The 24,651-nt window shown below is 64.5% G+C and carries 22 protein-coding genes; 8 read left to right on the top strand and 14 right to left on the bottom strand.

The annotated features are described in order from the left end of the window. Nucleotides 1-2: 2 nt before the first annotated feature. The 8 genes from paaA to I6F36_RS16105 form a co-directional block, all read right to left on the bottom strand. Nucleotides 3-995, bottom strand: coding sequence for a 1,2-phenylacetyl-CoA epoxidase subunit PaaA (paaA, locus tag I6F36_RS16140; RefSeq protein WP_225171745.1), 993 nt, complete (start codon nt 993-995; stop codon nt 3-5). 75 nt (nt 996-1,070) lie between these two features. Continuing rightward, a complete protein-coding gene (gene paaX, locus I6F36_RS16135; RefSeq protein WP_036025750.1) occupies nt 1,071-1,937 on the bottom strand; it encodes a phenylacetic acid degradation operon negative regulatory protein PaaX in 867 nt (288 codons plus the stop codon). A 131-nt stretch (nt 1,938-2,068) separates the two neighbouring features. Further along, nucleotides 2,069-2,839, bottom strand: coding sequence for a triacylglycerol lipase (locus tag I6F36_RS16130; protein ID WP_225127364.1), 771 nt, complete (start codon nt 2,837-2,839; stop codon nt 2,069-2,071). 200 nt (nt 2,840-3,039) lie between these two features. Next, the gene (locus I6F36_RS16125; protein WP_225171744.1) at nt 3,040-4,326 is read right to left on the bottom strand and encodes a DUF445 domain-containing protein; all 1,287 of its coding nucleotides are present in this window, start codon (nt 4,324-4,326) and stop codon (nt 3,040-3,042) included. A 186-nt stretch (nt 4,327-4,512) separates the two neighbouring features. Further along, complete coding sequence (locus tag I6F36_RS16120) at nt 4,513-4,968, bottom strand: phasin (RefSeq protein ID WP_036004804.1); 456 nt, start codon at nt 4,966-4,968, stop codon at nt 4,513-4,515. A gap of 224 nt (nt 4,969-5,192) precedes the next feature. Continuing rightward, a complete protein-coding gene (locus I6F36_RS16115) occupies nt 5,193-5,786 on the bottom strand; it encodes a GNAT family N-acetyltransferase (RefSeq protein ID WP_036004801.1) in 594 nt (197 codons plus the stop codon). Further along, entirely contained in the window at nt 5,783-6,865 is a 1,083-nt protein-coding gene (locus I6F36_RS16110; RefSeq protein ID WP_225152680.1) for an alpha/beta hydrolase, read from the bottom strand. The genes I6F36_RS16115 and I6F36_RS16110 overlap by 4 nt, the downstream gene beginning before the upstream one ends. Further along, on the bottom strand, nt 6,862-7,242 hold the full coding sequence (locus I6F36_RS16105) for a hypothetical protein (RefSeq protein WP_036004795.1): 381 nt from the start codon (nt 7,240-7,242) through the stop codon (nt 6,862-6,864). The genes I6F36_RS16110 and I6F36_RS16105 overlap by 4 nt, the downstream gene beginning before the upstream one ends. A 162-nt stretch (nt 7,243-7,404) precedes the next feature. Between I6F36_RS16105 and I6F36_RS16100 the strand changes: the two genes are divergently transcribed. Both I6F36_RS16100 and I6F36_RS16095 read left to right on the top strand, forming a co-directional pair. Beyond that, nucleotides 7,405-8,319, top strand: coding sequence for an alpha/beta fold hydrolase (locus I6F36_RS16100; RefSeq protein ID WP_036004891.1), 915 nt, complete (start codon nt 7,405-7,407; stop codon nt 8,317-8,319). A gap of 122 nt (nt 8,320-8,441) precedes the next feature. Next, the gene (locus tag I6F36_RS16095; RefSeq protein WP_225127369.1) at nt 8,442-8,903 is read left to right on the top strand and encodes an ester cyclase; all 462 of its coding nucleotides are present in this window, start codon (nt 8,442-8,444) and stop codon (nt 8,901-8,903) included. Here the strand turns inward: I6F36_RS16095 and I6F36_RS16090 are convergent. From I6F36_RS16090 to I6F36_RS16065, 6 genes are all read right to left on the bottom strand, one after another. Continuing rightward, on the bottom strand, nt 8,900-9,586 hold the full coding sequence (locus I6F36_RS16090) for a spermidine synthase (protein WP_225152677.1): 687 nt from the start codon (nt 9,584-9,586) through the stop codon (nt 8,900-8,902). The two genes, I6F36_RS16095 and I6F36_RS16090, sit on opposite strands and share 4 nt — an antisense overlap. Nucleotides 9,587-9,725: 139 nt before the next feature. After that, the gene (locus tag I6F36_RS16085) at nt 9,726-12,962 is read right to left on the bottom strand and encodes a bifunctional cytochrome P450/NADPH--P450 reductase (protein ID WP_225171743.1); all 3,237 of its coding nucleotides are present in this window, start codon (nt 12,960-12,962) and stop codon (nt 9,726-9,728) included. Nucleotides 12,963-13,121: 159 nt separating this feature from the next. Beyond that, the gene (locus I6F36_RS16080; RefSeq protein ID WP_225171742.1) at nt 13,122-14,117 is read right to left on the bottom strand and encodes an alpha/beta fold hydrolase; all 996 of its coding nucleotides are present in this window, start codon (nt 14,115-14,117) and stop codon (nt 13,122-13,124) included. A 10-nt stretch (nt 14,118-14,127) separates the two neighbouring features. Further along, nucleotides 14,128-15,678 carry a wax ester/triacylglycerol synthase family O-acyltransferase gene (locus tag I6F36_RS16075; RefSeq protein ID WP_225171741.1) on the bottom strand — a complete coding sequence of 517 codons (1,551 nt, stop codon included), beginning with the start codon at nt 15,676-15,678 and terminating at the stop codon, nt 14,128-14,130. A gap of 45 nt (nt 15,679-15,723) precedes the next feature. After that, entirely contained in the window at nt 15,724-16,524 is an 801-nt protein-coding gene (locus tag I6F36_RS16070) for an alpha/beta fold hydrolase (RefSeq protein ID WP_225171740.1), read from the bottom strand. Then, the gene (locus I6F36_RS16065; RefSeq protein ID WP_035710680.1) at nt 16,524-16,781 is read right to left on the bottom strand and encodes a DUF6489 family protein; all 258 of its coding nucleotides are present in this window, start codon (nt 16,779-16,781) and stop codon (nt 16,524-16,526) included. Before I6F36_RS16065 ends, I6F36_RS16070 begins: the two co-directional genes overlap by 1 nt. A gap of 321 nt (nt 16,782-17,102) precedes the next feature. On the opposite strand from I6F36_RS16065, the gene I6F36_RS16060 reads away from it, so the two are divergent. From I6F36_RS16060 to I6F36_RS16035, 6 genes are all read left to right on the top strand, one after another. Then, nucleotides 17,103-18,698, top strand: a complete 1,596-nt coding sequence (locus I6F36_RS16060) for an ABC transporter substrate-binding protein (RefSeq protein WP_225171739.1) — start codon at nt 17,103-17,105, stop codon at nt 18,696-18,698. A 104-nt stretch (nt 18,699-18,802) separates the two neighbouring features. Continuing rightward, nucleotides 18,803-19,783: an ABC transporter permease gene (locus tag I6F36_RS16055; RefSeq protein ID WP_225171738.1), complete on the top strand. Its 981-nt coding sequence runs from the start codon at nt 18,803-18,805 to the stop codon at nt 19,781-19,783. A 10-nt stretch (nt 19,784-19,793) separates the two neighbouring features. Then, nucleotides 19,794-20,765 carry an ABC transporter permease gene (locus I6F36_RS16050; RefSeq protein ID WP_036004773.1) on the top strand — a complete coding sequence of 324 codons (972 nt, stop codon included), beginning with the start codon at nt 19,794-19,796 and terminating at the stop codon, nt 20,763-20,765. A 13-nt stretch (nt 20,766-20,778) separates the two neighbouring features. Beyond that, nucleotides 20,779-21,765, top strand: coding sequence for an ABC transporter ATP-binding protein (locus I6F36_RS16045; RefSeq protein ID WP_057027053.1), 987 nt, complete (start codon nt 20,779-20,781; stop codon nt 21,763-21,765). Next, entirely contained in the window at nt 21,762-22,751 is a 990-nt protein-coding gene (locus I6F36_RS16040; RefSeq protein ID WP_036025780.1) for an ABC transporter ATP-binding protein, read from the top strand. Before I6F36_RS16045 ends, I6F36_RS16040 begins: the two co-directional genes overlap by 4 nt. Before the next feature lie 87 nt (nt 22,752-22,838). Then, nucleotides 22,839-24,644: a gamma-glutamyltransferase family protein gene (locus tag I6F36_RS16035; protein ID WP_225146103.1), complete on the top strand. Its 1,806-nt coding sequence runs from the start codon at nt 22,839-22,841 to the stop codon at nt 24,642-24,644. Nucleotides 24,645-24,651 lie beyond the last annotated feature (7 nt).

Below are 24,651 nucleotides of genomic sequence, written 5' to 3'. Positions count from 1 at the left end.
TCCTATTCGGCAGCCTGGGCGGTCTGACGCTGGGCGCGCTTGGCTGCATAGCTAGCTGCCGCCTCGCGCACCCAGGCGCCCTCCTCGTGCGCCTTGCGGCGCGCGGCGATGCGGTCGCGATTGCAGGGGCCGTTGCCGGCCAGCACCTGCTTGAACTCGGTCCAGTCGATCTCGCTGTAGCGCCAGTGGCCGTCGGCGTCCTGAATCATGCCGGGATCGGGAATGGTGAGGCCGAGATATTGCGCCTGCGGCACGGTGGCATCGACGAACTTCTGGCGCAGCTCGTCATTGGAGAAGCGCTTGATCTTCCACTTCGTCGAGGTGTCGCTGTGCTGGCTCGTCGCGTCCGGCGGGCCGAACATCATCAGCACCGGCCACCACCAGCGGTTCAGCGCGTCCTGCGCCATCGCCTTCTGCTCCTCCGAGCCGCGGCACAGCGTCACCATGATCTCGTAACCCTGGCGCTGGTGGAAGGACTCCTCCTTGCAGACGCGGATCATCGCGCGCGCATAAGGCCCGTAGGAGCAGCGGCACAGCGGGATCTGGTTCATGATCGCGGCGCCGTCGACCAGCCAGCCGATCGTGCCGATGTCCGCCCAGGTCAGCGTCGGATAGTTGAAGATCGATGAATATTTGGCCTTGCCGGCGAGCATGGCGTCGACCAGCTCCTCGCGCGAGGAGCCGAGCGTCTCGGCGGCGGCATAGAGATAGAGCCCGTGGCCGCATTCATCCTGCACCTTGGCGAGCAGCGCGGCCTTGCGGCGCAAGGTCGGGGCGCGCGTGATCCAGTTGCCTTCTGGTAGCATGCCGACGATTTCAGAATGGGCGTGCTGGGAGATCTGGCGGGTGAGCGTCTTGCGATAGGCCGCCGGCATCCAGTCGTTCGGCTCGATGCGCTCCTCGGCATCGATGCGGGCCTGGAATTGCGCAGCCTTGCCTGCGTCCTCGAGATCGCGATCAGCGGTCTCGGCCGTGTTCAGCGCCTGGGTGTACATGCGCATCCTCCCGTTTATTGGGAGAGAATATATAACAAGATTTACATCATGCAAGATATTTCTGTAACATAATGATCAGGCGCCGAACCTTCGTTCCAGCAGCTTTCGCGCGGCCGGCAACGGCCCTTTTTCATTGGTTCCATGGCTGTCGAGCCATTGTTCGGACGGAGCAAGCAGCGCGCGATAGATCTCACCGCAGAGTTCGCGGGCCGCCCTGCCCGGCCAATCCGGCGGCAGCAGGCTCTCGGGCAGCAATGGATCGCGCAGCACGACGCGGCGGTAATGGTGGATCAAGAGGATCCGCGCGGTGAAGGCGTCGGCCTCGGACAGATCCGTGCCGCGCGCGATCGCGGCGCGCAGCGGCTCGAACGTCTTCATGAATTTCAGATAGGCATCGGCGGTCCGATCGAGCGGCCAGCTCGCGCTGAGCAGACGGCGGCCGCTGTCGTCTTCCGCCGAGACTTCGAGGCGGATCGCGCCCGCGGCCTCATCCGGCACCGGAACGCCCGATGGCGCGACCCATACGCCCGGCAGCGGGCTGCCGAAGCCGGCATTGCGCAGCGCTTCGCGCGATGCGTCGCGATCCTCGCCATTGCCGATCAGCAGCAGCTCGAAACGTCCGGTCCAGTCGGACGGCGGCGGATCGTAGATGTGGCGCGTCGCGGCCTCGAACGTCTGGCGGCCCTTGTCGGCCAGGCGATAGAAACTGTTGCGACCGACCTTCTCGCGCGTCAGCCAGCCGTCGGCGGCAAGCCGCGACATTGCGGTGCGCACCACGCCGCTGACGATGTCGAGGCTTTCGAAGAATTCCAGCAGCGTGCCGAGCCACACCGAGCCACCACGCGGCACGATGGCATCACCAAACACTGTGATGACGATGGAGCCGGTGCGCGAGGGCTCGCGCTTGAGCTGGTCGATGATACGAGAGAGCGGATGCGCCATGCGGCAGCCTTAGCGCGTTTGGTGCAGGCGCGACAGTGGAGCGGGACGACGGCTCTTCTCCTTCTCCCCGCTATCGCATCTCCGATGCAATCCGACCTCGCCCAGCTTGCAGGGAGAGGTGAAGAGGAGCGCTACCGATGCGGATCGGGATACACCACGCTGCGCCAGCCGCTGCGATCGAACGGGCGCCACTGGCCTTCCTTCTGCGCGAGGCGATCGGCTACGGCATAGACGGCGGCCGGATGATGGCCCATGCCGCAATGGCTGCTCTCGACCTCGATGCTCTCGGTCTGTGCGCCCGTCTTCTCCATGCAGCCTTGCCAGGCGCAGACTCCGTCGGTACGGCTGAAGATGGCGGTGGTCGGCACCGGCGGCGGAGCGACAAGCTCGCCGCCGAAACGCGGATCAACCTCGTCGGCCTTGCGGCCGCTCGCCCATTCATAGACGCGCCAGGCGTTGGTCGAGCGTGGATCGCCGGCAAAGGGGCTACCAAGCGTGATCACTTGGCGCACGCTGTCCGGCACCATCTTGGCAAGCTGGCGCGCATAGATGCCACCGAGGCTCCAACCGACCAAGCTGATCTTGCGGCCGTGGGTGTCGTTGAGCTCTCGGATCTGACCGAGCATCGCATCCTGCACGCCGGGCCGCAGGCCGTAGTTGCGGCCTTGGCGCCAACCAGCCACTGCATAGCCCTTGCTGCTCAGAAACGTGCGCAGCGCGCCAGTGGAGGTGTCGGAGGCCACGAGGCCCGGCAGCACCAGCACCGGATGCCCATCGCCGCGCGGCGCAAGGCTCAGCAGCGGCAGCGCGCCGAGGAATGCGCCGAACTCGTGGATCGCGCGTCCTTCCAGAAACATCAAGGTACGGGACGGCGGACGCAGCGTTTGGGCAGTAGCGGTCATCAATGGTCCCCTAGGAAGAATCGCTGAAAAGGAGGCCGGCGAGGCCGGCAAATGCGTAGACAGATTCCAACTCGCCGGCTTCTGGATCGTTCCGCAGCGCAACATGAATCAGCTAGGCGGCCGGTTCCTGGTATTCAAGCGGGAGAGACGCGGGGCGACAATAGGTCCGCGCGTTAATGCTAACGGCCGTGACGCAAAAGTCACAACCATCGGAGCAGGAATTCTACGGTGTAGAGCGCGAGCCCGGCGAGCCCGCCAATCAACGAGCCGTTGAAGCGGATGTATTGCAGGTCGCGGCCGATGTTGATCTCGATCAGCGAAATCAGCTGGGTCATATTCCACGCTTTGACCTGATCGGAGATGAAGGTGGAGACGCCGCTCTTCTGGTCCGCGACGAAGCTGCGCAGCACGGTGACGAGACCCTTGTTGATCTCGCCGCGCAACTCGGCATCGCTGGCGAGCGCCTCGCCGGCTGAGACGAACATCCCGGCGAGATGATGTTGCAGCACCTGCGTCTCGCCGCTCGCGCTGCGCTCGATGAAGGAGCGCGTGTTGGCCCAGACGGTGCGGGCGAGATCGGCGAGCTCCGGCCGCGCCAGGAGATCGCGTTTCAGGCCGTCGATGCGGTCGATATAGGCCTGATCGGTGCCGAGCCTGTCGACGAAGTTCAGCACCATGCGGTCGAACTCGCCGCGGAACGGATGCTTGGGGTCGCTGCGCACTTCGTTGAAGAAGGCGGTGGCGGAGGCCACGATCTTGTTCACCAGAAACTTGTCGGCACGATAGAGCTTGAGCAGGGTCGGCAATTCCGCGCGCACCTTCTCGCGGATCATCGCCATCGTCTCCGTCTGGTTCAAGGTCTCGTGCATCACGCGCAGGAGATCGTCGAACAGGATCTGATGCCGTCCCTCCGCGACGAAGCCGCGCAGCGTGCCGGCCGCGAGCGGCGCGAGGTCGATCGCCTGGAGCTGCGAGGACATGCGGCGGATGATGAAGGTCATCAGGCCGGAGCTTTCGGTTGCGGATACGGCCTCCGGCAACAGCCGCAGCGCAAAGCGCGCAAGGTCGTCGCTGCGCTTGCGGTCGCGCAACCAGTCGGCGACGAAGGAGCCGAAGTCGATCTCCTTCAGCTTGGCTTCGACTGGACCCGCCTCGAGGAAATGCACCTGGATGAATTCGCCGAGCTTGTCGGCGATGCGGGCCTGGTTGCTCTGGATGATCGCGGTGTGCGGGATCGGCAGGCCGAGCGGCCGCTTGAACAGCGCCACCACGGCATACCAGTCGGCGAGCCCGCCGATGGTCGCGGCCTCGGCGAAGGCGGCAATGAAGCCGAACACGGGATGCACGGGCAGAAGCCATTTCGCGACGACGAACAGTGCCAGCGTCGCGGCCAGCACCAAAGTCGCCAGCGCCTTGACGCGGCGCAGCTCGGCCGCTCGTGCGGCATCGCCGGGGGCGTCGAAGGAAAAGGTGACAGATGAGTCCATGACTGCATCACAGTACTCGTCATTGCGAGCGAAGCGATCCAGAATCGTTCAAAGACTTTGGATTGTTCGTCGCATCAGCGCAAAATTGCTACGCAATTTTGTCGCGAGCTCCTCGCAATGACGGCGGCGCAAAAACAAAGGCCCGCCGAAGCGGGCCTCAAATTCAGTTTGTGCTCAGGCGCCAGATCAGGCGGTCTTGCTGTAGACCTTGGCGAAATTGTCCTGAGCGGACTTCGCACCGTTGGCGGCGAGCTTGCCGAGATAGTCGGCGGTCGCCTTGGCGCGCGAGACGAACACTTCGCCGCGGGAGCGGAGCAGGCTCGACTGGATCTCGACGGCTTCGCTGACCGACTTGGCGGACGCGAGCTTGTCGATGCCCGAGAAGAACGCCTCGGCGTCCTCGTAGATCGCCTGCTGGATGTTGCGGCTGATCTTGCCGGCCTCGGTGATGGACTCGGTCACCGCGTTCTCGACGGCGGCGGTCACGCGCTCGGAGCCAGCAAACACCTCGGCAGCACGGTCCTTGGCGGTATTGGCAGTCTTCTTGACGAATTCGCGGGCGGCCTCGGGAACTTCCAGGTTCTGGATGTTCTTGAAAGCGTCCTTGAAGCCCTCGAAAGCGGTGTTGGTTTCAGTGGTCATGGGGTTCTCTCCATCCTCAATGGTTTGAGCTATGGGCTCACCCCGTCCGCATTGGCCCGGGGCACGACCTATATGGCACGGTTAATTGTGCATCGCAATATTGATATTGCAGTGCGATATCACGAGATTGTGAACAACTCTCACGAGAGACATCGTGATGCTTCCGTAGCCATGGGGGCACGTGAATGGGTTCCGATCCGGACCCAATGTCGGACGCCTCCTGCTTAGTGCTGCACGGCGCCAGGCAGGCCGTAGGCCTCCATCTGAGCCTGGACCTGCGCGATGTTATGGCCGAGCACGACGATGTCGTGGGTCTTGCCGTCGACGTCCCGGACATGGTCCCGCAGCAGGGCCTCGGCCTTGAAGCCGAGGCTCTCGAACAGGGCGATCGCCGCCTGCTGATCCACCGTCATCTGGACCGAGAGCTTTTCCAGGCCCGCTCCGAGCGCCAGCGCAAAAGTCTCCTGCGACAGCGCTTTGCCCACGCCCTTGCCGCGGACCTCGGGCGAAACCACCATCCGGATCTCACCGACATGAGGCGACCAGGAATGGGGATCGCGCACCAGCGTGCCGCAACCAACGACCCTGCCCTCTCTCACCGCGAGCAGGCTCTGAATAGCTCCGCGCTCGATTTCCTTGACCCAGGCCGACAGCACCTTCGGCTCGCTGATGTTGCGCGGCAGGAACAACAAGTCGTGGGTCGGCAGGCCCTTGCCGAAGGCCAGCACCGCGGCCTCGTCTGCGGGCGACATCAGGCGGATCTCGATAGCGCCCGCGTCGGTCTTGACGTCGCGCGGATAGGAACGCTGCTCGCTCATGTCGATCTCTTTCCCAGCCAGGAATCCAGTTTCGGCCACAGCCGCTTCACCGCGTTGGCGCCGGCGACGAGCGAGACGTGACCGCCCTTCAGGATCACCTCTTCCTTGTCGGTCGAGCCGATCTTGGCGATCAGGTGCTTGGCGGCCTCATAGGGCACGATGTGATCGTGCTCGGCGACCGCATGCAGGATCGGCACCGTGATGTTCTCGAGCCTGGCCGCACGGCCGCCGACCGACATGGTGCCGTTGAACAGCCTGTTATCCCACATCAGGTCCTTGGTGATGGTGCGGAAATATTCGCCGGCGAGCGGCAGCGTGTCGGTCGCCCAGCGGTCGAACATGCGGTACGACTTCACGAACTCGTCGTTCCAGATGTTTTCCCAGAGCTGGATCTGGCTCACCGTGCGCGAGGCCGGCCGCAGCATCTCGAACGAGGACAGGATCATCTCCGGCGGCACGTTGCCGACGCTGTCGACGAGGTGGTCGACGTCGAAATAGCGGCGGTCGGAGAAGTTCGAGAACAGCTTCATCTCCCGGAAGTCGATCGGCGTGGTGAAGCAGATCAGGTTCTTCATTGGCCCGTCCTTGTGGATCGAGCCGTAGAGCAGCGACAGCACGCCGCCAAAGCAATAGCCGATGACGGAGACGTCCTGCTCGCCGGAATCGGCTTGCACGCGGCGGACGCAGTCCGGAATGAAGTCGAGGACATAGTCCTCCATGCGCAGGCTCTTCTCCTCCGGCCTCGGCGCGCTCCAGTCCAGCATGTAGACGTCGTAGCCGCGTTTCAGCAGGAACTCGATGAAGCTCTGGCCGGGCACGAGGTCGAGGATGTAGCCGCGATTGGTGGTTGCCATTACGATCAGCACCGGCACGCGGTAGATCTCGTCCGACATCGGCCGGTAGTGATAGAGGCTCATGGTGCCGCGCGAGTGCAGCACGTCCTTTGGCGTAGAGCCGAGCGAGGGGCCCGAGGTCGAGAAATATTCGACGCCCTTGATGCTGCGCTGAATCGCGCGCTGCACCTCGGACTGGATGCGCTCCGGGATCGAGGCAAGATCAAGTCCCGCCGGCGCGTTCATTTTTGGTCTCCGCCTTCGGACGGCGGACGCTTGGTTCGCGGTGGCCGCGGCGCGGCGCCGGGTTGCGGCGCGCCCGACGTGGCCGACATCTGGCTCAGCATCGACTTGATCTCGCCGAGCTGGCCTTCGATCGACTGGAGCCGTTCCGCAATGCCGGTCATCTGCTCGCGGCTCGGCAGGTTCATCGAGATCAGGTACCTCTCCATGAGATCGCCGAATTGCTTCTGAGCACCTGCAGCAACGCCGCCGGCGCGGTTCATGGCCTGCGAGAATTCGGGCGTCTCCATCGCCTTGGTCGCGAAGGAGTTGAAACCCTTCTCCATTTCGCCAACCATCTTCTGCCACAAGGCGACCGGATCAGTGATCTTGTCGGTCATCGGCGTCCTCCCAATGCGGAGGGCTTTGCACCCTTCTTGTCCCGCCATACCACACCGTTGCGCGGTGCCGGTCAACCGGCAAGCAACCGACGCAACGTCGGAGACGCGGCTTCTTCGTGAAATGAAACCGTGCGATACAGCATCGGTCAGCAGGAGGAACCCGTGACCGCCCATCAACCGCCCCAGACCGTCCGCGCCAACGGCATCGATATCTGCTACGAGATCTTCGGCAACGACAATGCCGAGCCGCTGCTGCTGATCATGGGCCTCGGGGCGCAGATGATCCATTGGGACGATGCATTCTGCGAGCAGCTCGCCGCACGCGGCTTCCGCGTGATCCGCTTCGACAATCGCGACATCGGCAAGTCGAGCCATCTCACCGGCGGCAAGCGGCTGACGCCGTTCGAGCTGCTGAAGCTGCGCTTCTTGCGCATCCCGGTGGCCGCGACCTACAAGCTGATCGACATGGCAAAGGACACGGTCGGGCTGATGGATGCGCTCGGCATTAAGTCGGCGCATCTCGTCGGGGCGTCCATGGGCGGCATGATCGCGCAGGAGGTGACGCTGTCGTTTCCGCACCGCGTGCGCTCGCTGACCTCGATCATGTCGACGACGGGCAATCCGCGCGTGCCGCCGCCGACGCGCGAGGCCGCCGCGGTGCTGATGGCACCGCCGCCGCGCAGCAAGGAGGAGTTCATCGTCCGCTATGGCCAGACCTGGAAGGTGCTGCGCGCCGGGCATTTCCCGGAAGAGGAAGCGCTCGACCCCGGCCGCGCCGAGCGGGTGTTCGCGCGCGGGCTCAATCCGGCCGGCGTCGGCCGTCAGCTCCGCGCCGTGCTTGCCTCCGGCAGCCGCAAGGAACGGCTGCACGCCGTGAAGGCTCCGACGCTCGTGATCCACGGCACCGTCGATCCGTTGGTCCGCCCCGAAGGCGGCAAGGACACGGCCGCGTCGATCCCGAACGCAAAGCTGCTGATGATCGAGGGCATGGGCCACGCGCTGCCCATGCGCTTCTGGCCGGAGATCATCGACGCGATCGACAAGCACGCGCATGGCGCGGCGGCGCAGGCGGCCTAGGCCGGCCGGTCTCCTCCAGGTGACCATGTGAGCAGCCGGTGCCTGTCTTAACGCGGGTTCCGATGAAGGCTATACAGACCGTCTCAGACGCCAGACAGAGGCTGCGGCCTCTCGGAGCTCACATGCACTTCATCATTCGATCGGCGGCAATGGCCGCTTCCATTCTCATGTTGTCTCTCGCCGGCGGCGCCGCGATGGCGGCCAGCGCGCAGGAAGAAGCCAACCGCCAAACTGTGCTGGCCTTCTATGAGAAGGGCCTCAATCAGAAGGACGCCGACGCCGCCCTCGCCTATGTCGGCAACCGTTACGTCCAGCACAATCCAACCGCTCCCGACGGGCCGGAGGGCTTCCGGAAGTTCATCGGCTTCCTGCGCGAGAAGTTTCCGAACTCGCGCAGCGAGATCAAGCGCAGCTTCGCGGAGGGCGACTTCGTCATCCTGCACGTCCACTCCGTTCGCGAGCCCGGCACCAGGGGCCGCGCGATCGTCGACATCTTCAAGCTGGAGAACGGCAAGATCGTCGAGCATTGGGACGTCATTCAGGAGATTCCTGAAAACCCGGCGAACGGCAACACGATGTTCTAGCCTCGAGGCGCGCCTTTCCGCGCGATCCAGATCACGTGGCGCGCGCCGCCGCCTCTGCCGGTGGCGCGAACGTTGACTTCGTTGACGTCGAAGCCGGCGCGCTTGAGGCGCCCTGTGAACGGCGGATTGGGTCCCGACGACCAGACGGCCAGCACGCCTCCCGCCCGCAGCGCCGTCTTCGCAACCTGCAGCCCGCTCGCATCGTAGAGCGCGTCATTGCCCTTCCGGGTCAGCCCTTCGGGCCCGTTGTCGACGTCGAGCAGGATGGCGTCGAAGGCCGAACGCTTCGCCCGGATGATTTCACCGACATCGATCTCGCGAATGCTCACCCTGGCATCATCGAGGCTATCGCCGAAGACCTCGGCCATCGGGCCTCGCGCCCAGGCGACGACCGACGGCACCAACTCGGAGACCACGATCTTCGCCTGGGCTCCGAGCACGGCCAGCGCCGCGCGTAGCGTAAAACCCATGCCGAGACCGCCGATGAGAACGACGGGCTTTGCGACTTTCTCGATCTGCTTCGCGGCAAGGGTTGCCAGCGCCGCTTCCGACCCCGACAGGCGGCTGTTCATCAGCTCGTTGGTGCCGAGCTTGATGGAGAACTCCTTGCCCCGCCGCATCAGGCGGAGCTCCTCGTCGGAACCGGGGATCTTGGCGGTGTCGATCTTTTCCCAGGGAATCATGGGAATGCTTTAGCACGAACAGGATTGTAGGGTGGGTTAGCCGAAGGCGAAACCCACCGCTCGGACAGAATTGGTGGGTTACGCCTAGCGGTTTGCGCTTCGCGCAATCCGCGGGGCTAACCCACCCCACGATCTGCGGCTACGCTCCCGCCCAGACGTCCAGCACATAGCGGTTGTTCGCGCCCATCTCCTCGATCCAGCGCGCGCCTGCCGCAGCATCGCTGCCGCTCTTCTCGCTATGGATCGCGACGAGCGCGGCCTTTACGTCCGGCTCCATCTTCGCGCCATCGCCGCAAACATAGACGATCGCGCCCTGCTCGATCAGCGGCCAGACTTTGTCCTTCTGCGCCGCGAGCACATGCTGCACATAGGTCTTCGGCCCGTCCGCGCGCGAGAACCCCGTGAACAGCTCGGTGATGCCGCTCGCCGCCATCGCCTTCAGCTCCTCCGCGTAGAGAAAATCCTGGTCGGGATGGCGGCAGCCGAAGAACAGCATGGATGGACCGAGGGTGGCTCCCTTCGCCTTGCGCGCCGCGCGCTCCTGGAGGAAGCCGCGGAACGGCGCAAGTCCGGTGCCCGGGCCGATCATGATGATCGGCACGGATGGATCATCCGGCAGGCGGAAGCCCGCCTTGGTCTCGCGCACGGTTGCGTAGATCGTATCGCCCGCCCGCCGGTTGGCGAGATAGTTCGAGCAGATGCCCTTGTAGGTGCCGCGGCCGGAGGCAGCCGGACCTTCGACCACGCCGACCGTGACGCTGCAACGCGCGGGGTCGACCGACGGCGAGGACGAGATCGAGTAATAGCGCGGCGCCAGCAGCGACAGCATTTCGAGATAGACGTGGAACGGCAGTTCGCAAGCCGGATATTCGAGCAGCAGGTCGAAAACCGATTTGCGCTTGGCGAGGATCTCACTGCGATAGCGCTCGAGCGGCTCCGCCTCCTCGCCGACGAAGGCCAGCAGCTTCGGCTTGGTGACGGGACAGCGGGTGTGCTCGGCCATGATCTGGATCTGCTTGCGCGTCGCGACCTGCTGCAGCTCGACGAACTCGCTGAGCAGGCGGCCAACCGACACGGCCGCGCCGACCGGCAATTGCGCGCGCCGGCCTTCGGCCACCTGAAGCCTGATCTGATCGGCCGGCAAAAAGCCGAAGCGGCGGGCAACCGAATCAACCAGCGTAGGATCGTTGCGCGGAACGACGCTGAGGTGATCGCCGACGCGGTAGCTGAGGTTGGCCGGTAGCTGCACCTCGATGTGGCGCGTCGAGCGCTCGGAAGCATTCGCGCCGGACTTGTTCTGGAGCTCGTCATTGACCAGCACCTTCATCGCCACTGCGCCGCCCTGGGCGACGATGGTGTTGACGGCGGTCACCGCGACCGGCTCGATTGCATAGAGCGGATCGTCCTCGGCGGTGCGGGTGAAATTCCAGTCGATGCCGAACTCCTTGGTCGCGACTTGCGCGGCGGCGGGGAACCATTTCTGGAACTGGCCGTCGAGATCGCTGCGGGCATCGCCCTCGCCGCGCGGATAGACCGCGCGCGCACCATGCTTCGACAATTGCTCGTCGATGAAGCGCGGCACCGATTGATAGGTCGCGGCCCAGTCGCTGTTGCCGCAGCCGAACACGGCGTAGCGCACACCGGCGAAGACATCCTTCGGCAGATCCTCACCGAGCCATTTGACGAACTGCGTCGCATTGTCCGGCGGCGCGCCGTTATAGGAGGCGCAGATGATCAGCACCCCGCCCTCCTGCGGCAGCTTGCCGACATAGTCGTCGAGCGGGCCGAGATGCACGGCAAAACCGTTGATCTCGGCAAGATCGGCCATGCGCGTTGCGAGCTCCTCGGCGGTGCCGAGATTGGAGCCGTAGAGCACCAGCATCGGCGTGTTGTGGCCGGGCCGCGTGGTGGGCTGACGCTGCGCCTTTGGTGCCGAGGACGCAGCCGCAACTGGCCCGCCATAGGCGCCGCGCTCGCGGTCGGCACGCGGCCGCACCTTGATCTTGAAGCCTTCCGGCTTGATCGTCAGCGTCTCCTTCAGATGCATCTGGTAGCGCTGGTGGTCGATCAGCTTGAAGCGCTGCAGGATCATGCCGAGTGCGAGCGCTGCTTCATGCATGGCGAAGCCGCGGCCGATGCAGGCGCGCTGGCCGTTGCCGAACGGCTTCCAGGCATTGATCGGCCGTTTTGCCTCCGCCTCGCGGCTGAAATTCTCGGGGTCGAACGCGTCGGGATTGGGACCCCACACGCTTGGATCACGATGCAGCGCCGTCACCAGAATGGTGACGAACGTTCCTTTCCTGAGCTTGTACTTGCCGCCGCCGATGGTCTCGTCGTTCAGCGGCGAGATGCCATAGGCCGGCGCCGGCGGCCACAACCGCAACGACTCCTTGAGGATCTGCGTGATGTAGGTGAGCTGCGTCACCTGCTGATAGGTCGGCTTGGCGTTGACGTCGGGGCCGAAGACCCGGTCGACCTCGTCATAGGCCTTCTTGAGAATCTCCGGGTGCTTGAGCAGCGCGTACAGCGTGTAGGACAACAGGCCGCTGGTGGTCTCGTGCCCTGCGATCAGGAAGGTGTTGATCTGGTAGCGGATATTGACGTCGTCGAGCTGCTCGCCGGTGGAACGGTCGACGCCGGTCATCATCGCGGCGAGCATGTCCTTCTTGTCGTCGATGCCTTCCGCGCTCTTGCGCCGCTCGGCGATGATCTCGTCGACCATCTTGTTCATGAAGGCGACGTCTTGGGCCAGCGTCTTGCGCCGCTTCTGCATCCAGAGCTGCTCGAACGGCAGGCCGCGCGTCATCATGATGGTTTCGAGCGATCGTACCAGTGACTCGACGAAAGGATGGTAGTCGCGCCGGTAGAACGAGTTGAAGCGGTACTCGAAGCCGCACAGGCCGATCGTATCCAGCGTCAGCGCGGTCATGTCGTGGACGACGTCGATCTCGTCGTCGGCGTTGAGCCGCTCCCATTTCTGGACGAGCTGCTCGGCGATGTCGACCATGCTCGGGTGATAGGACTGCATGGCGCGGTTGCCGAAAGGCTGCAGCAGGATGTTGTGCGCCTTGCTCCAGTTCGGCTCACGGGTGTCGGCGGTGAAGAGGCCGTCGCCGCCGACCGCACGCACGCGCCGCAGCGCGCCGCGCACCGTCTTGTCGAACCGCTTCTCGTCGGAGAGCTCGTCGACGAGATCGTGGCCGGAGACGACGACGATCGGCGAGCCCATCATGTCAAGCCAGAAGATCGGACCGAGCTCCTTGGCAAGCCGCGTCAGGTGCTGCACGGGAGCGGCCGCGTCCAGCGACAGCATATTGCCGACCACTGGCTTGGTCGGCGGCTGCGGAATCGGGTCCAGACGGTTCTTGGATGACATCGAAATGTAGTCCCCCTGCCTCAATGTCGTCGTTGCGAGCGAAGCGAAGCAATCCAGAAATGTATCCGTGGAGGCAGTCTGGATTGCTTCGTCGCCAGCGCAAATTGCTTGGCAATTTGTCGCGGGCTCCTCGGAATGACGCGTTCCCAATGACGACCGCTAGCCAAACCGCCTTCTCCGCCACTCGATCAGCTTGGCGCTGACCTCCTCCGGCTTCTCCTGTTGCGTCCAATGGCCGCTGTCCTTCACCAGATACTTCTCGAGATCATCGATCAGTTTCTCCATGCCGTCGGCCGCCGAGGGCGGCAGCACGGCATCATTCTCCGCCATGATCATCAACGAGGGCACGTGGATGTGGTGGTCCAGCCCCTCGGCGCGCTCCCAGTTGCGGGTGAAGTTGCGGTACCAGTTGATGCCGCCGGTGAAGCCGGTCTTCGTGAAGGTGTCGACGAACACCTTCTTCTCATCAGCCGACAGGATCGGCGTGCGCGGATCGACCTTGGCGTCGTACGCCGCAATCATCTGCGGGAAAGCCAGGTTGGTCTTCGACGAGGCGCCGACACCCGCGATCGGCGGCTCGTCCGGTTTCGCTGCCGGCTTTGCCAGCGGCTTGCGCATGAAGGCGTCGAAGGTCTGCTCGACGCGGCTGCCGAAGATCTTGTCCGGCTCGCGCGCGGGATCCTGGAACTGGACGATGTACATCTGGTCGCCGTAACGCTGGCGGAACAGCGCGATCGGGTCGATCGGCATGCGGTCCCAATGCGGGGTGTTGACGCCGACGACTCCGGCGACGCGCGTGGGATGCCGCAGCGGCATCTGCCAGACGACGAAGCCGCCCCAGTCGTGGCCGACGAAGATCGCCTTGTTGATCCCGAGATGATCGAGCAGACCGACGAGATCGCCGGTCAGGTGCTCCATGTCATAGGCTTCGACCGGCTCGGGCCGGTCGGTCGCGCCGTAGCCACGCTGGTCGGGCGCGACTACGCGGATGCCGGCCTCGCTTAGTGCCTTGATCTGGTGACGCCAGGAGAATGCGAGCTCCGGCCAGCCGTGGCACAGCACGACCGGCGGTTTGTCATCGGACGGGCCCGCCTCGTAATAGCCCATGCGGATTCCGTTCGTCGTCGCGAACTTGAGCGGCGGCATTTCAATCATTGCAAAGTCCTTACTCGGCGGCGCCCTTGACATCAGCGGCCGGCGGCGTGTACGCCGCCTCCAGCGCGGCGAATTCCTCAGGCAGCATGTCGCACATCACCTGCACATGCGGGATGATGTTGGCACCGACGATAAAGCCGAAATCGAGCTGGTCGCGATAGCTCTGCACGGTGATGTTGAGTGCCTGCCCGTGGGTCGAGATAGACACCGGGAAGATGTGCAAGAGCTCGGCACCGGCGGCATAGAGCGTCTGCCGTGGCCCGGGCACGTTGGACACGGTGATGTTGGCCGCGGGCGGCAGCACGTCGGAGAGGTTCGAGCGGCTATAGAGCAGCGCCAGAATCTGCACCATGATCGGCGCGCCCAGCATCGAGATGTTGGAGACCTGCGGCATCAAAGCCCGCAAAGGATGCGACATCTCCTTGGACTTGGTTGATTGCGCGATGATCGCTTCCAGCCGCGCCTTGGGATCCTCGATGTTGGTGGCGATCGAGCAGATCATGCCGAACACCTGGTTGTTGGCCTCGGTGTTGCCCTCCTCCCGCAGCGAGATCGGCACCGCTGCGGTCAGGGATTTCGCCGGCAGCGTGCCGTATCGCAGGAGATAGCGGCGGACGACGCCGGAGGCGAGCGCCAGCACCACGTCGTTGAGCTTGCCGCCGGCCTGCTTGGCCAGCGCCTTCGCCCGCGACAGCGGGATCGATACGCCGGCAAAGCTCCGCTCTGAGGAGATCGTCTTGTTGAGCATGGTCGGCGGCGACACCATGCTGGCAAGGCTCTCGCGCGACTTCGGATCGGCGATCTTGCCGAGCACGTCGGAGACGCTCTTGAGCACGGTCGGGATGTTGCCGGCGAAGCGCACCGCGCTCTCGATCTGGTACATAGCGTTGTCGAACAGGATCGAGCCGATATCGCTCTTGCCGGTGCGGGGCAGCTGCAGGTTCTTCGCCGCTTGCGAAGCCTCCAGCGGCTGGCTGAACAGCTGCTGATAGGAGTCGAGCAGGTTGGCGGCGATGTCGCGCGGCTCCTGCCCGGGCTTGCTGCCCGCGGTCGGCGGATCGACCTTCCGCGGGATCGGCGAGATGTCGTAGATCATGTTGGTCAGCGCCGCACCGGCGCCGCCATCGATCGCGGCATGGTGCATCTTGGAATAGAGCCCGACCTCGTTGTCCTTCATGCCCTCGAACACGTAGAACTCCCAGAGCGGACGGGCGCGGTTGAGCAGCTTGGCATGCATCCAGCCGACGATGCGCTCGAGCGTGGCGCGGTCGCGCGGCTGCGGCAGGCTTGCCCGGAAGATGTGGCGATCGATGTCGAACTGGTCGTCCTCGACCCAGGAGGGATGATCGATGTCGAGCGGCGCCTTCTCCAGCCGCGCCTTGAGAATCGGCGCGATGTGCAGGCGCGAGACGATCATCGCCTTGAACTCTTCGAAGAAATCGCCCTTGTAGTCGTCAGGCAGGCGGAAGATTGCCATGCTGCCGACATGCATCGGCATCTCCGGTGTTTCCAGATAGAGAAACGACGCGTCAAGCGACGACAGCTTCTTACCGTCAGCCATGGTTCCCTCCCGAGTATTCGACGGGCGCCTTGGCGGCGCTTCTCGTCAGGCCGATACTGCCCGGTCCGGCGGGGCATATGCAATGGCAAACGGCCCCGCCCGGTCAAATGGCCGGAAGTCTCCCTCCGGTTGCGCCAGGCGATCCGCCACGGCCCACAGCACCGCCGGGTTCACGCCAAGCCCAATATGGCTCGCCAGGTGCACCTCGATGTTCTCGGCACGGTCGGAGGGGCGCAGCAGACAGGTCCGCCAGTTCACGACGCCGTCGGCGCGCGAATAGATCGACGTTGCCGGCACCGGCAGGTCGCCGGCAATCGCCTCGCGCGCTTCCGCAAAGTCCTCCACCTTCTCGCCGGATAACGTCTCATAGAGCCGTGTCGCGTTGGTCGCCCGCACATCGTTGGCAAAAGGGCTGCCGAGCGTGACGACGTAGCGGACCTTGTCCGGCGCCCAAAGCGCGAGATCGCGGGCATAGACGCCGCCGAGACTCCACCCGACCAGGCTGACCTTGCGTCCCGTGGCGGCATGGATTTCGGCCAAGCGCATGCGCAGCGAATCCCGCATGCGCCCGAGCCCGCCGAGATTGCGGCCCATCCGCCAGGCATGCGCCGCATAACCGAGCTCGCTGAGGTAGCGCCGTATCGGCACCATCGAGAGGTCGCTGGCGAGAAAGCCCGGCAGCGCCAGCACCGGATGGCCATCGCCCCGCGGCGCCCGCATCAGGAGCGGCGACAGCAAGAGGCTCGCATTCAACTCGAATAGCCCACGGGCCTCGGCGAGCAGCAGGCCGAGACCCGGCGGACGAAGCCGGCCTTCTTGCAGCGCCCCGTCCGGCCCGGGCGACACTATTTTTTCTTGTCGCCGCTGCGCGTGCCGCCGAGGCCTGCCATCGCGACGAACATGTCCTGAAACCGCTCGGCGATTTTGGGATCGAAGGTGAACCAGCTCTGGATCAGCGATTCCGGCGAGACCTTCTCAATATTGCTGAGCACCTGCTGCTGCAGCTTGTCCATGACGGCGGTCTGCATCGGCGCCACGTCAGGCAGACCGAAGAACTGACGGGCTTCGAGGGGGGTACAGTCGATTTCGATGTTAACCTTCATGTCCCCTCCGGATGAGATTCGAGCGGCCTGTCGGAGTATCACCGCGAGAAGGTCTGCAAGGCAAGCGACCTGAGGGGAAGCCGCTAGGACCAGCTTCCCCAATCGACGGGTATGGTCAATCAAATTGTCGGCCCGCGCCCCGCGCAGAAGCTCGCCGGCCTGCCGGGGATTGCCGGGCAGCATTGCTGCACAGCGGCGCAACTTGGCGCGTTCCTTGCTGGAATGACGCTTGCACGGCTCGAGAACTCTGGGCAACATGGATCAGTCAGCCTCGCCGAACAATCAAAAATCACCGGCGCGGCAGTGTGGAGAGGGTCAAGAATGTCAGTCGGTCAAAGTCTGTTTGCGGCGACACTCGCCGGTACGCTCGCGTTGGCGGTCTCGCCAGCATCGAGCCAGACGCTACGTTATGCCAACCAGGGTGACCTGAAGTCGCTCGATCCCTATACCCTGAACGAGAGCACCACCCACGCTCATCTCGGCCACGTCTATCAGGGCCTCACGGCGCGCGACAAGGACCTCAAGATCATTCCGGCGCTGGCGGAAAGCTGGGAAACCCCAGAGCCGACGCGCTGGCGCTTCCATTTGCGCAAGGGCGTGAAATTCCACAACGGCAACCCCTTCACCGCCGACGACGTGGTGTTCTCGGCCGATCGCGTCCGCAAGAAGGGGTCGAACATGCAGACTCGCCTTGCGCCGGACGTCAAGGTGGTCAAGGTCGATGACTATACCGTCGACTTCGTCCTGCCCTCGCCAAATCCCATTCTGCATAACGCGTGGGATGTCTGGTACATCATGAACAAGAAATGGGCCGAGGAGAACAACGTCGTCGATCCGACGCCGGTGGCGGCGACCACGCCGAGCTATGCCTCACTGAACGAGAACGGCACCGGTCCCTTCATCATTGAAAGCCATCAGCCCGGCGTGAAGACGGTGTTCAAGGCCAATCCCAATTACTGGGGCAAGGTCGAGGGCAATCTCAAGGAGATCATCTTCACCCCGATCGCTTCCGACGCCACCCGCGTCGCCGCCCTGCTCTCGGGCGAAGTCGACGTCATCGAGCCGGTTCCGATCCAGGACATCTCCCGCGTCGATTCCAGCCCGAACGCCCAGGTGCTGAAGGGACCGGAGCTGCGTACCATCTTCCTCGGCTTTGACCAGATGCGTGACGAGCTGCTCTACTCCAACATCAAGGGCAAGAACCCGTTCAAGGACGTCCGCGTCCGCGAGGCCTTCTACAAGGCGATCGATATCGAGCTGATCAAGACGCGCGTGATGCGCGGGCTGTCGACGCCGTCGGCGCTGATGATCGCACCGGAACTGTTCGTGCTGTCCAAGGAGTTCACGCGGCCGAAATTCGATCCTGACGGCGCCAAGAAGCTCCTGACCGAAGCCGGTTACCCCGACGGCTTCGAGGTCACCATGGACTGCCCGAACGATCGCTACGTCAACGACGCCGCGATCTGCCAGGCCGTGGTCGGCATGCTCGCCCGTATCGGCGTCAAGATCAATCTCCTGGCGCAACCGAAGGCCCAGTACTTCGCCAAGGTGCTGAAGCAGGGCGGCTACCAGACCTCGTTCTACCTTTTGGGCTGGACCCCGAGCACGATGGACTCCCACAACGTGCTCTACGACATCATGGGCTGCCGCGACGATGCGAAATCCTCGCGCGGCGAGGCCAATCTAGGCGGCTATTGCAACAAGGAGTTCGACGCCATCACCGACAAGGTGCTGGTCGAAACCGACACCGCCAAGCGCAACCAGCTGATCAAGCAGGCCTACGACATCGGCACAAAGGACTGGTCCTACATCCCGCTGCACCAGCAGGCGCTGGCCTGGGGCGTGTCGAAGAAGGTGAACTTGCCGCAGCGCGCCGACAATCTCGTCATGTTCCACTGGGCAACCAAGAAGGAATAGCGTCGGTTGAACACGAGGTCCCGGCGGCATCCACCTTCCGGGACCTTTTCTTTTCCGGCCGCCAAGGACGTCGGCCGTACGCTCACCCAAGGACAGTGGAAGGCATGCTCGCTTTCACGCTTCGCCGCGCCGTTCAGGCCATCGGCGTCATGTTCGCCGTCGGCATCATCGCGTTCTCGATGTTCCGCTTCGCCGGCGACCCCGTCAACCAGATCGTCTCGATCGACACCTCGGCCGCCGAACGCGCGATCGTGCGCAAGTCGCTCGGCCTCGATGACCCCGTGCCGGTGCAGTTCGTGCGCTATTTCGCCGATGCGGCGCAGTTCAAGTTCGGCGTCTCCTACCAGTTCCGCCAGCCGGTCGCGGCCCTGTTGATGGAGCGCATGCCCGCGACGCTGGAACTTGCGATCTGTGCGACCGTGTTTGCAATGGTGTTCGGCATCCTGATGGGCGTCTATTCGGCGCTCAAGCGCGATACCGTGCTGGCCAAACTATTCCAGGCGGTCTCGCTGATCGGCATCTCGCTGCCGACCTTCCTGATCGGCATTCTCCTGATCTACCTGTTCGCCGTGACATTGGGCTGGTTGCCCTCGTTCGGCCGCGGTGAGGTGGTCAAGCTCGGCTGGTGGACGACGGGCCTGCTCACGGTGTCGGGACTGAAGGCGCTCATCATGCCTTCGATCACGCTCGGTCTGTTCCAGATGACCCTGATCATGCGGCTGGTGCGCGCGGAGATGCTGGAAGTGTTGCGGACCGACTATATCCGCTTCGCCCGCGCGAGGGGGCTGACCACGCGTGCGATCCATTTCGGCCACGCGCTGAAGAACACGCTGATTCCGGTGATCACCGTCGCAGGGCTTCAGTTTGGCTCGGTTATTGCATTTTCGATCATCACTGAAACCGTGTTCCAATGGCCGGGCATGGGGCTTCTGTTCGTCCAGGCCGTGCAAAACGTCGACATTCCGATCATGGCCGCCTACCTGCTGATGGTTTCACTGATCTTCGTCACCATCAATCTGGTGGTCGACATTCTCTACACCGTGGTCGATCCGCGCCTGCGCTCGACCGTCGGTCGCGCCGCATAGGACAACCTGCATGTCCGACGCAGTCGTCTCCAATTCCGACAAGCAGAGCGCACAACCGGTGCAGGCCGCCCATGGCTGGTTCAGCCGCACGCTCGACAGCGACCTGTTCTATTCGTTCCGCCGCTCCAAGCTCACCATGGTGGCTGCGGCCATCACGGTCCTGTTCTTCCTGCTTGCGATCTTTGCATCCGTGCTCGCGGTGCAGAACCCGTTCGATCCGGCACAGCTGCAATTGATGAATTCGCGGATTTCACCGCTGTGGACTGCGGACGGCCAGAGCCCGTTCCTGCTCGGCACTGACGAGCAGGGCCGCGATGTGTTCTCCGCGATTCTCTATGGCATGCGCATCTCGCTCGCCGTGGGCGTCGCCGGCGTGATCTTCGCCGGCGCGCTCGGCATCGCCCTCGGCCTGATCGCCGGCTATTTCGGCGGGGCAGTCGACGGCGTGATCATGCGGATCGCCGACGTGCAGCTGACCTTCCCTGCGATCCTGATCGCGCTGCTGGTCAACGGCATCGCGAAGTCGATCCTCGGCAACCGGCTGGACGCCACCAGCATGCTGGTGGTGCTGGTGATCTCGATCGGCCTGAGCTTCTGGGTCGGCTATGCCCGGACGGTGCGCAGCTCCGTGATGGTCGAGAAGAACAAGGACTACGTCGCCGCCGCACAGCTGATCGGCCTGCCGGCGCCGAAGATCATGCTGCGGCACGTGCTGCCGAACACGATGGGCCCGATTCTGGTCATCGCTACCATCAACCTCGCGCTCGCCATCATCACCGAGGCGACGCTGTCCTTCCTCGGCGTCGGCCTGCCCGACACCATGCCCTCGCTCGGCACGCTGATCCGCATCGGCAACAATTATCTGTTCGCCGGCGAATGGTGGATCGTCGCCTTCCCGGGGCTCGCGCTCGCGGCGCTGATCCTGTCGATCAATCTGCTCGGCGACTGGCTGCGCGACGCGCTCAATCCGAAGCTTCGATGAATACGCCTCGTCCATGACCGAACCCGTCCTTTCCGTGCGCGATCTTCACGTGGAGTTTGCCTCCCGCCGCGGCACGCTGCGCGCCATCGACGGCGTCTCCTTCGACATCGCCAAAGGCGAGGTGCTCGGCGTCGTCGGCGAGTCCGGAGCCGGCAAGTCCGTCACCGGCCTCGCGGTGATCGGCCTGATCGATCCGCCCGGCCGCATTGCCGGCGGCGAGATTCATCTCGCGGGCCTGCGCATCGACAATCTGCCGCCGGAGGAGATGCGCCGTATCAGGGGCAAGCGCATCGGCATGATCTTCCAGGATCCGCTGACATCGCTCAATCCGCTGTACAAGGTCGGCGACCAGATCGTGGAGACGATCCGCACCCACCTCAATCTGTCCGAGTCGGCCGCCCGCCGCCGCGCCATCGACCTCCTGGCCGAAGTCGGCATTCCCGCGCCGGAAAAGCGTATCGACGGCTATCCCCACGAGTTTTCCGGTGGCATGCGCCAGCGCGTCGTGATCGCGCTCGCGATCTGTGCCGAGCCCGAGCTGATCATCGCGGACGAGCCGACCACCGCGCTCGATGTCTCCGTGCAGGCCCAGATCATCTCGCTGATCAAGCGGCTCGGACGCGACCACGGCACCGCGGTGATGCTGGTGACGCACGACATGGGCGTGATCGCCGAAACCTCCGACCGCGTCGCGGTGATGTATGCCGGCCGCGTCGCCGAGATCGGCCCGGTGCAGGACGTCGTGAAGAATCCGCTGCATCCTTATGCCAAGGGCCTGATGGGCGCGATCCCGACGCTTGCGGGCGAGGACAAGCGCCTGGTGCAGATCCCGGGCTCGATGCCGCGCCTGTCGGCGATCCCGCGCGGCTGCTCGTTCAATCCGCGCTGCGCCTTCGCCTTCGATCGTTGCCGTGTCGATCGGCCGGAGCCGCTGCCGCGCGGCGCGCAATCGGTGGCCTGCCACCTCTATGACGACGTGCCGGCGGAGAGCGTGGCATGAGTGCTCCCTTCGTCCAGGCCACAAACCTGCGCCGCGTCTTCGACGTCTCGAAACCCTGGCTCAACCGCGTGCTTGAAGGCGGACATCTCGAATATCTCAAGGCAGTCGATCACGTTACCTTCGACATCAGGAAGGGCGAGACGTTTGCCCTGGTCGGCGAGTCCGGCTCCGGCAAGACCACGGTGGCACGCATGGTCGTCGGCCTGCTGCCGCCAAGCGCCGGCGACGTGCTGATCGACGGCGTCTCCATGACCGACCCGCGGCAGGCGCCAGCGCGGCGGAAGCTGCGCCGGCGCATCCAGATGATCTTCCAGGATCCCTATGCGAGCCTGAACCCGCGCTTCCGGGTCGATGCCATCATCTCCGAGCCGATCCGTGCCTTCGACCTGATCCAGGGCGAGCGCGACATCCAGGCTCGCGTCGGCGAGCTGCTCAGCCTCGTCGGCCTGCATCCGGACGACCGGCTGAAATATCCGCACGAATTCTCCGGCGGCCAACGCCAACGCATCGCGATCGCGCGCGCGCTCGCGTCCGACGCCGAATTCATCGTCTGCGACGAGCCGACCTCGGCGCTCGACGTCTCCGTGCAGGCGCAGATCCTGAACCTGATGCGCGACCTCCAGGACAAGTTCGGCCTGACCTACATGTTCATCAGCCACAACCTCGCCGTGGTGCGCCACATGGCGAGCCGCGTCGGCGTGATGTATCTCGGCCGCATCGTCGAGATCGCGGACGGACGCGAGCTGTTCGCAAATCCGCGCATGCCCTACACCAAGATGCTGCTGGGCGCCGTGCCTGATCTTGCCATGAGCGGCCGCCAGCGCATTCCGGTCAAGGGCGAGATCCCCAACCCGATCAATCCGCCCTCCGGCTGCGCCTTCAATCCGCGCTGTCCGCTGGCGTTCGATCTCTGCCGCAAGGAGACCCCGGAACTGATCGACGGCGTCGCCTGCCATGCGGTCAACACCGCGCCGGTCCCGGCGTGACGCGCGCGTGCCATGCAGCCTGCGCATTTGGAAGCGGCGTGGCCCTGTGATCAATTGCACGCGCCGGAAATAAGGTGGTGAAGTCCCATGGGCAGTAATATCAATCCCGATCCGTTCACGACGAGGCCCGAGATCGAGGGCACGTTCGGGGTCGTCGCCTCGACGCACTGGATTGCGACTGCCGTGGGCATGGCCATCCTGGAAAAGGGCGGCAATGCCTTCGATGCCGGCGTTGCCACCGCCTTCACGCTCCAGGTGGTCGAGCCGCATCTGAACGGTCCCGGCGGCGACGTGCCCATCATCGTGCATGACGTCAAGCGCGGCCGCACCGAGGTAATCTGCGGCCAGGGCCCGGCGCCGGCGCGGGCCACCATCGCGCATTACAGAAGCGAAGGCCTCGACATGGTGCCGGGCACGGGTCTGCTCGCCGCCTGCGTTCCCGGCACCTTCGAATCCTGGATGATGCTGCTGCGCGACTACGGAACGATGCGCGTGCGCGACGTGCTGGAGCCGGCGATCTCCTACGCCCGCGACGGCTATCCGCTGGTCGAGCGCGCCTGCGCCACGATCCAGACCGTCGAGCAGCTGTTCCGCAAGCACTGGCCGACGTCCGCCGCGGTCTACCTCCCGAACAGTGAAGTGCCGAAGCCAGGCACGCTGTTCACCAACAAGACACTGGCTGCGACCTACGCCCGGATCCTGAGCGAGGCGGAAAGCGGCGGCGGTGGCCGCGATGCGGAGATCGAGCGCGCGCGCAAAGCCTGGTCGCAAGGCTTCGTCGCGGAAGCCGTCGACAAGTTCTGCCGAACCCAGGAGGTGATGGACGTCAGCGGCTCGCCACATCGCGGCGTGCTCTCCGCCGACGACATGGCGCGCTGGCAGCCGACAGTCGAGGCGCCACTCACCTACGACTATGGCCGCTACACCGTCTGCAAGGCCGGCGTCTGGAGTCAGGGTCCGGTCACCTTGCAGCAGCTCGCGCTGCTGAAGGGCTTTGCACTCGACGGCCTCGATCCGACCGGGCCGGAGTTCATCCATCTCCAGATCGAATGCGCCAAGCTCGCCTTCGCCGACCGTGAAAAATTTTACGGCGATCCCAAGTTCAACGAGATCCCGATCGCAACGCTGCTGTCGGATACCTACAACGACGAGCGCCGCAAGCTCGTCACCGACAAGGCTTCGCTCGATTTCATTCCGGGCTCGGTTGAGGGCTTCGGCGGTGTCGTCAAGCTGCGCCGCGCGGAGGGCCAGCGCGAGGCGGTCGGCGCGCTCGGCGCCGGCGAGCCGACCGTGGGCCGCTTCGGCGAGGTGCGCGGCGACACCGTGCATTTCGACATCATCGATAGGGACGGCAATATGGTGTCGTCGACGCCGTCGGGCGGCTGGCTGCAATCCTCGCCGATCATTCCCGAGCTCGGCTTTTGCCTCGGCAGCCGCGCTCAGATGTTCTGGCTGGAGGAAGGCCATCCCGCCGCGCTCGCGCCGGGGAAGCGGCCGCGCACCACCCTCTCTCCGACCATGGCGCTGCGCGACGGCGAGCCTTACCTCGCCTGGGGCTCGCCGGGCGGCGATCAGCAGGACCAGTGGATCACGCAGTTCTTCCTGCGCCACGTCCATTGTAACCTCAATCTCCAGGAAGCCATCGACGCGCCGGCCTGGCATTCCGAACATTTCCCGATCTCGTTCTGGCCGCGCACCGCGCGTCCCGGCGTGCTCGTGGTCGAGAACCGCGTGCCGAAGGCAACGATCGAGAACCTGCGCGAGCGAGGGCATATCGTCGAGATCGGTCCCGACTGGTCCGAGGGACGCCTGACCGCGGCCTCACGCGTGGGTCCGCGCCGGCGCGCCGCCGCCAATCCGCGCGGCATGCAGGGCTACGCGGCGGGACGCTGAAGGCAGC

Source organism: Bradyrhizobium sp. BRP19 (assembly GCF_020194195.1).
Classification (GTDB): domain Bacteria; phylum Pseudomonadota; class Alphaproteobacteria; order Rhizobiales; family Xanthobacteraceae; genus Bradyrhizobium; species Bradyrhizobium yuanmingense.
This window is presented reverse-complemented; position numbering and strand designations above follow the sequence as displayed.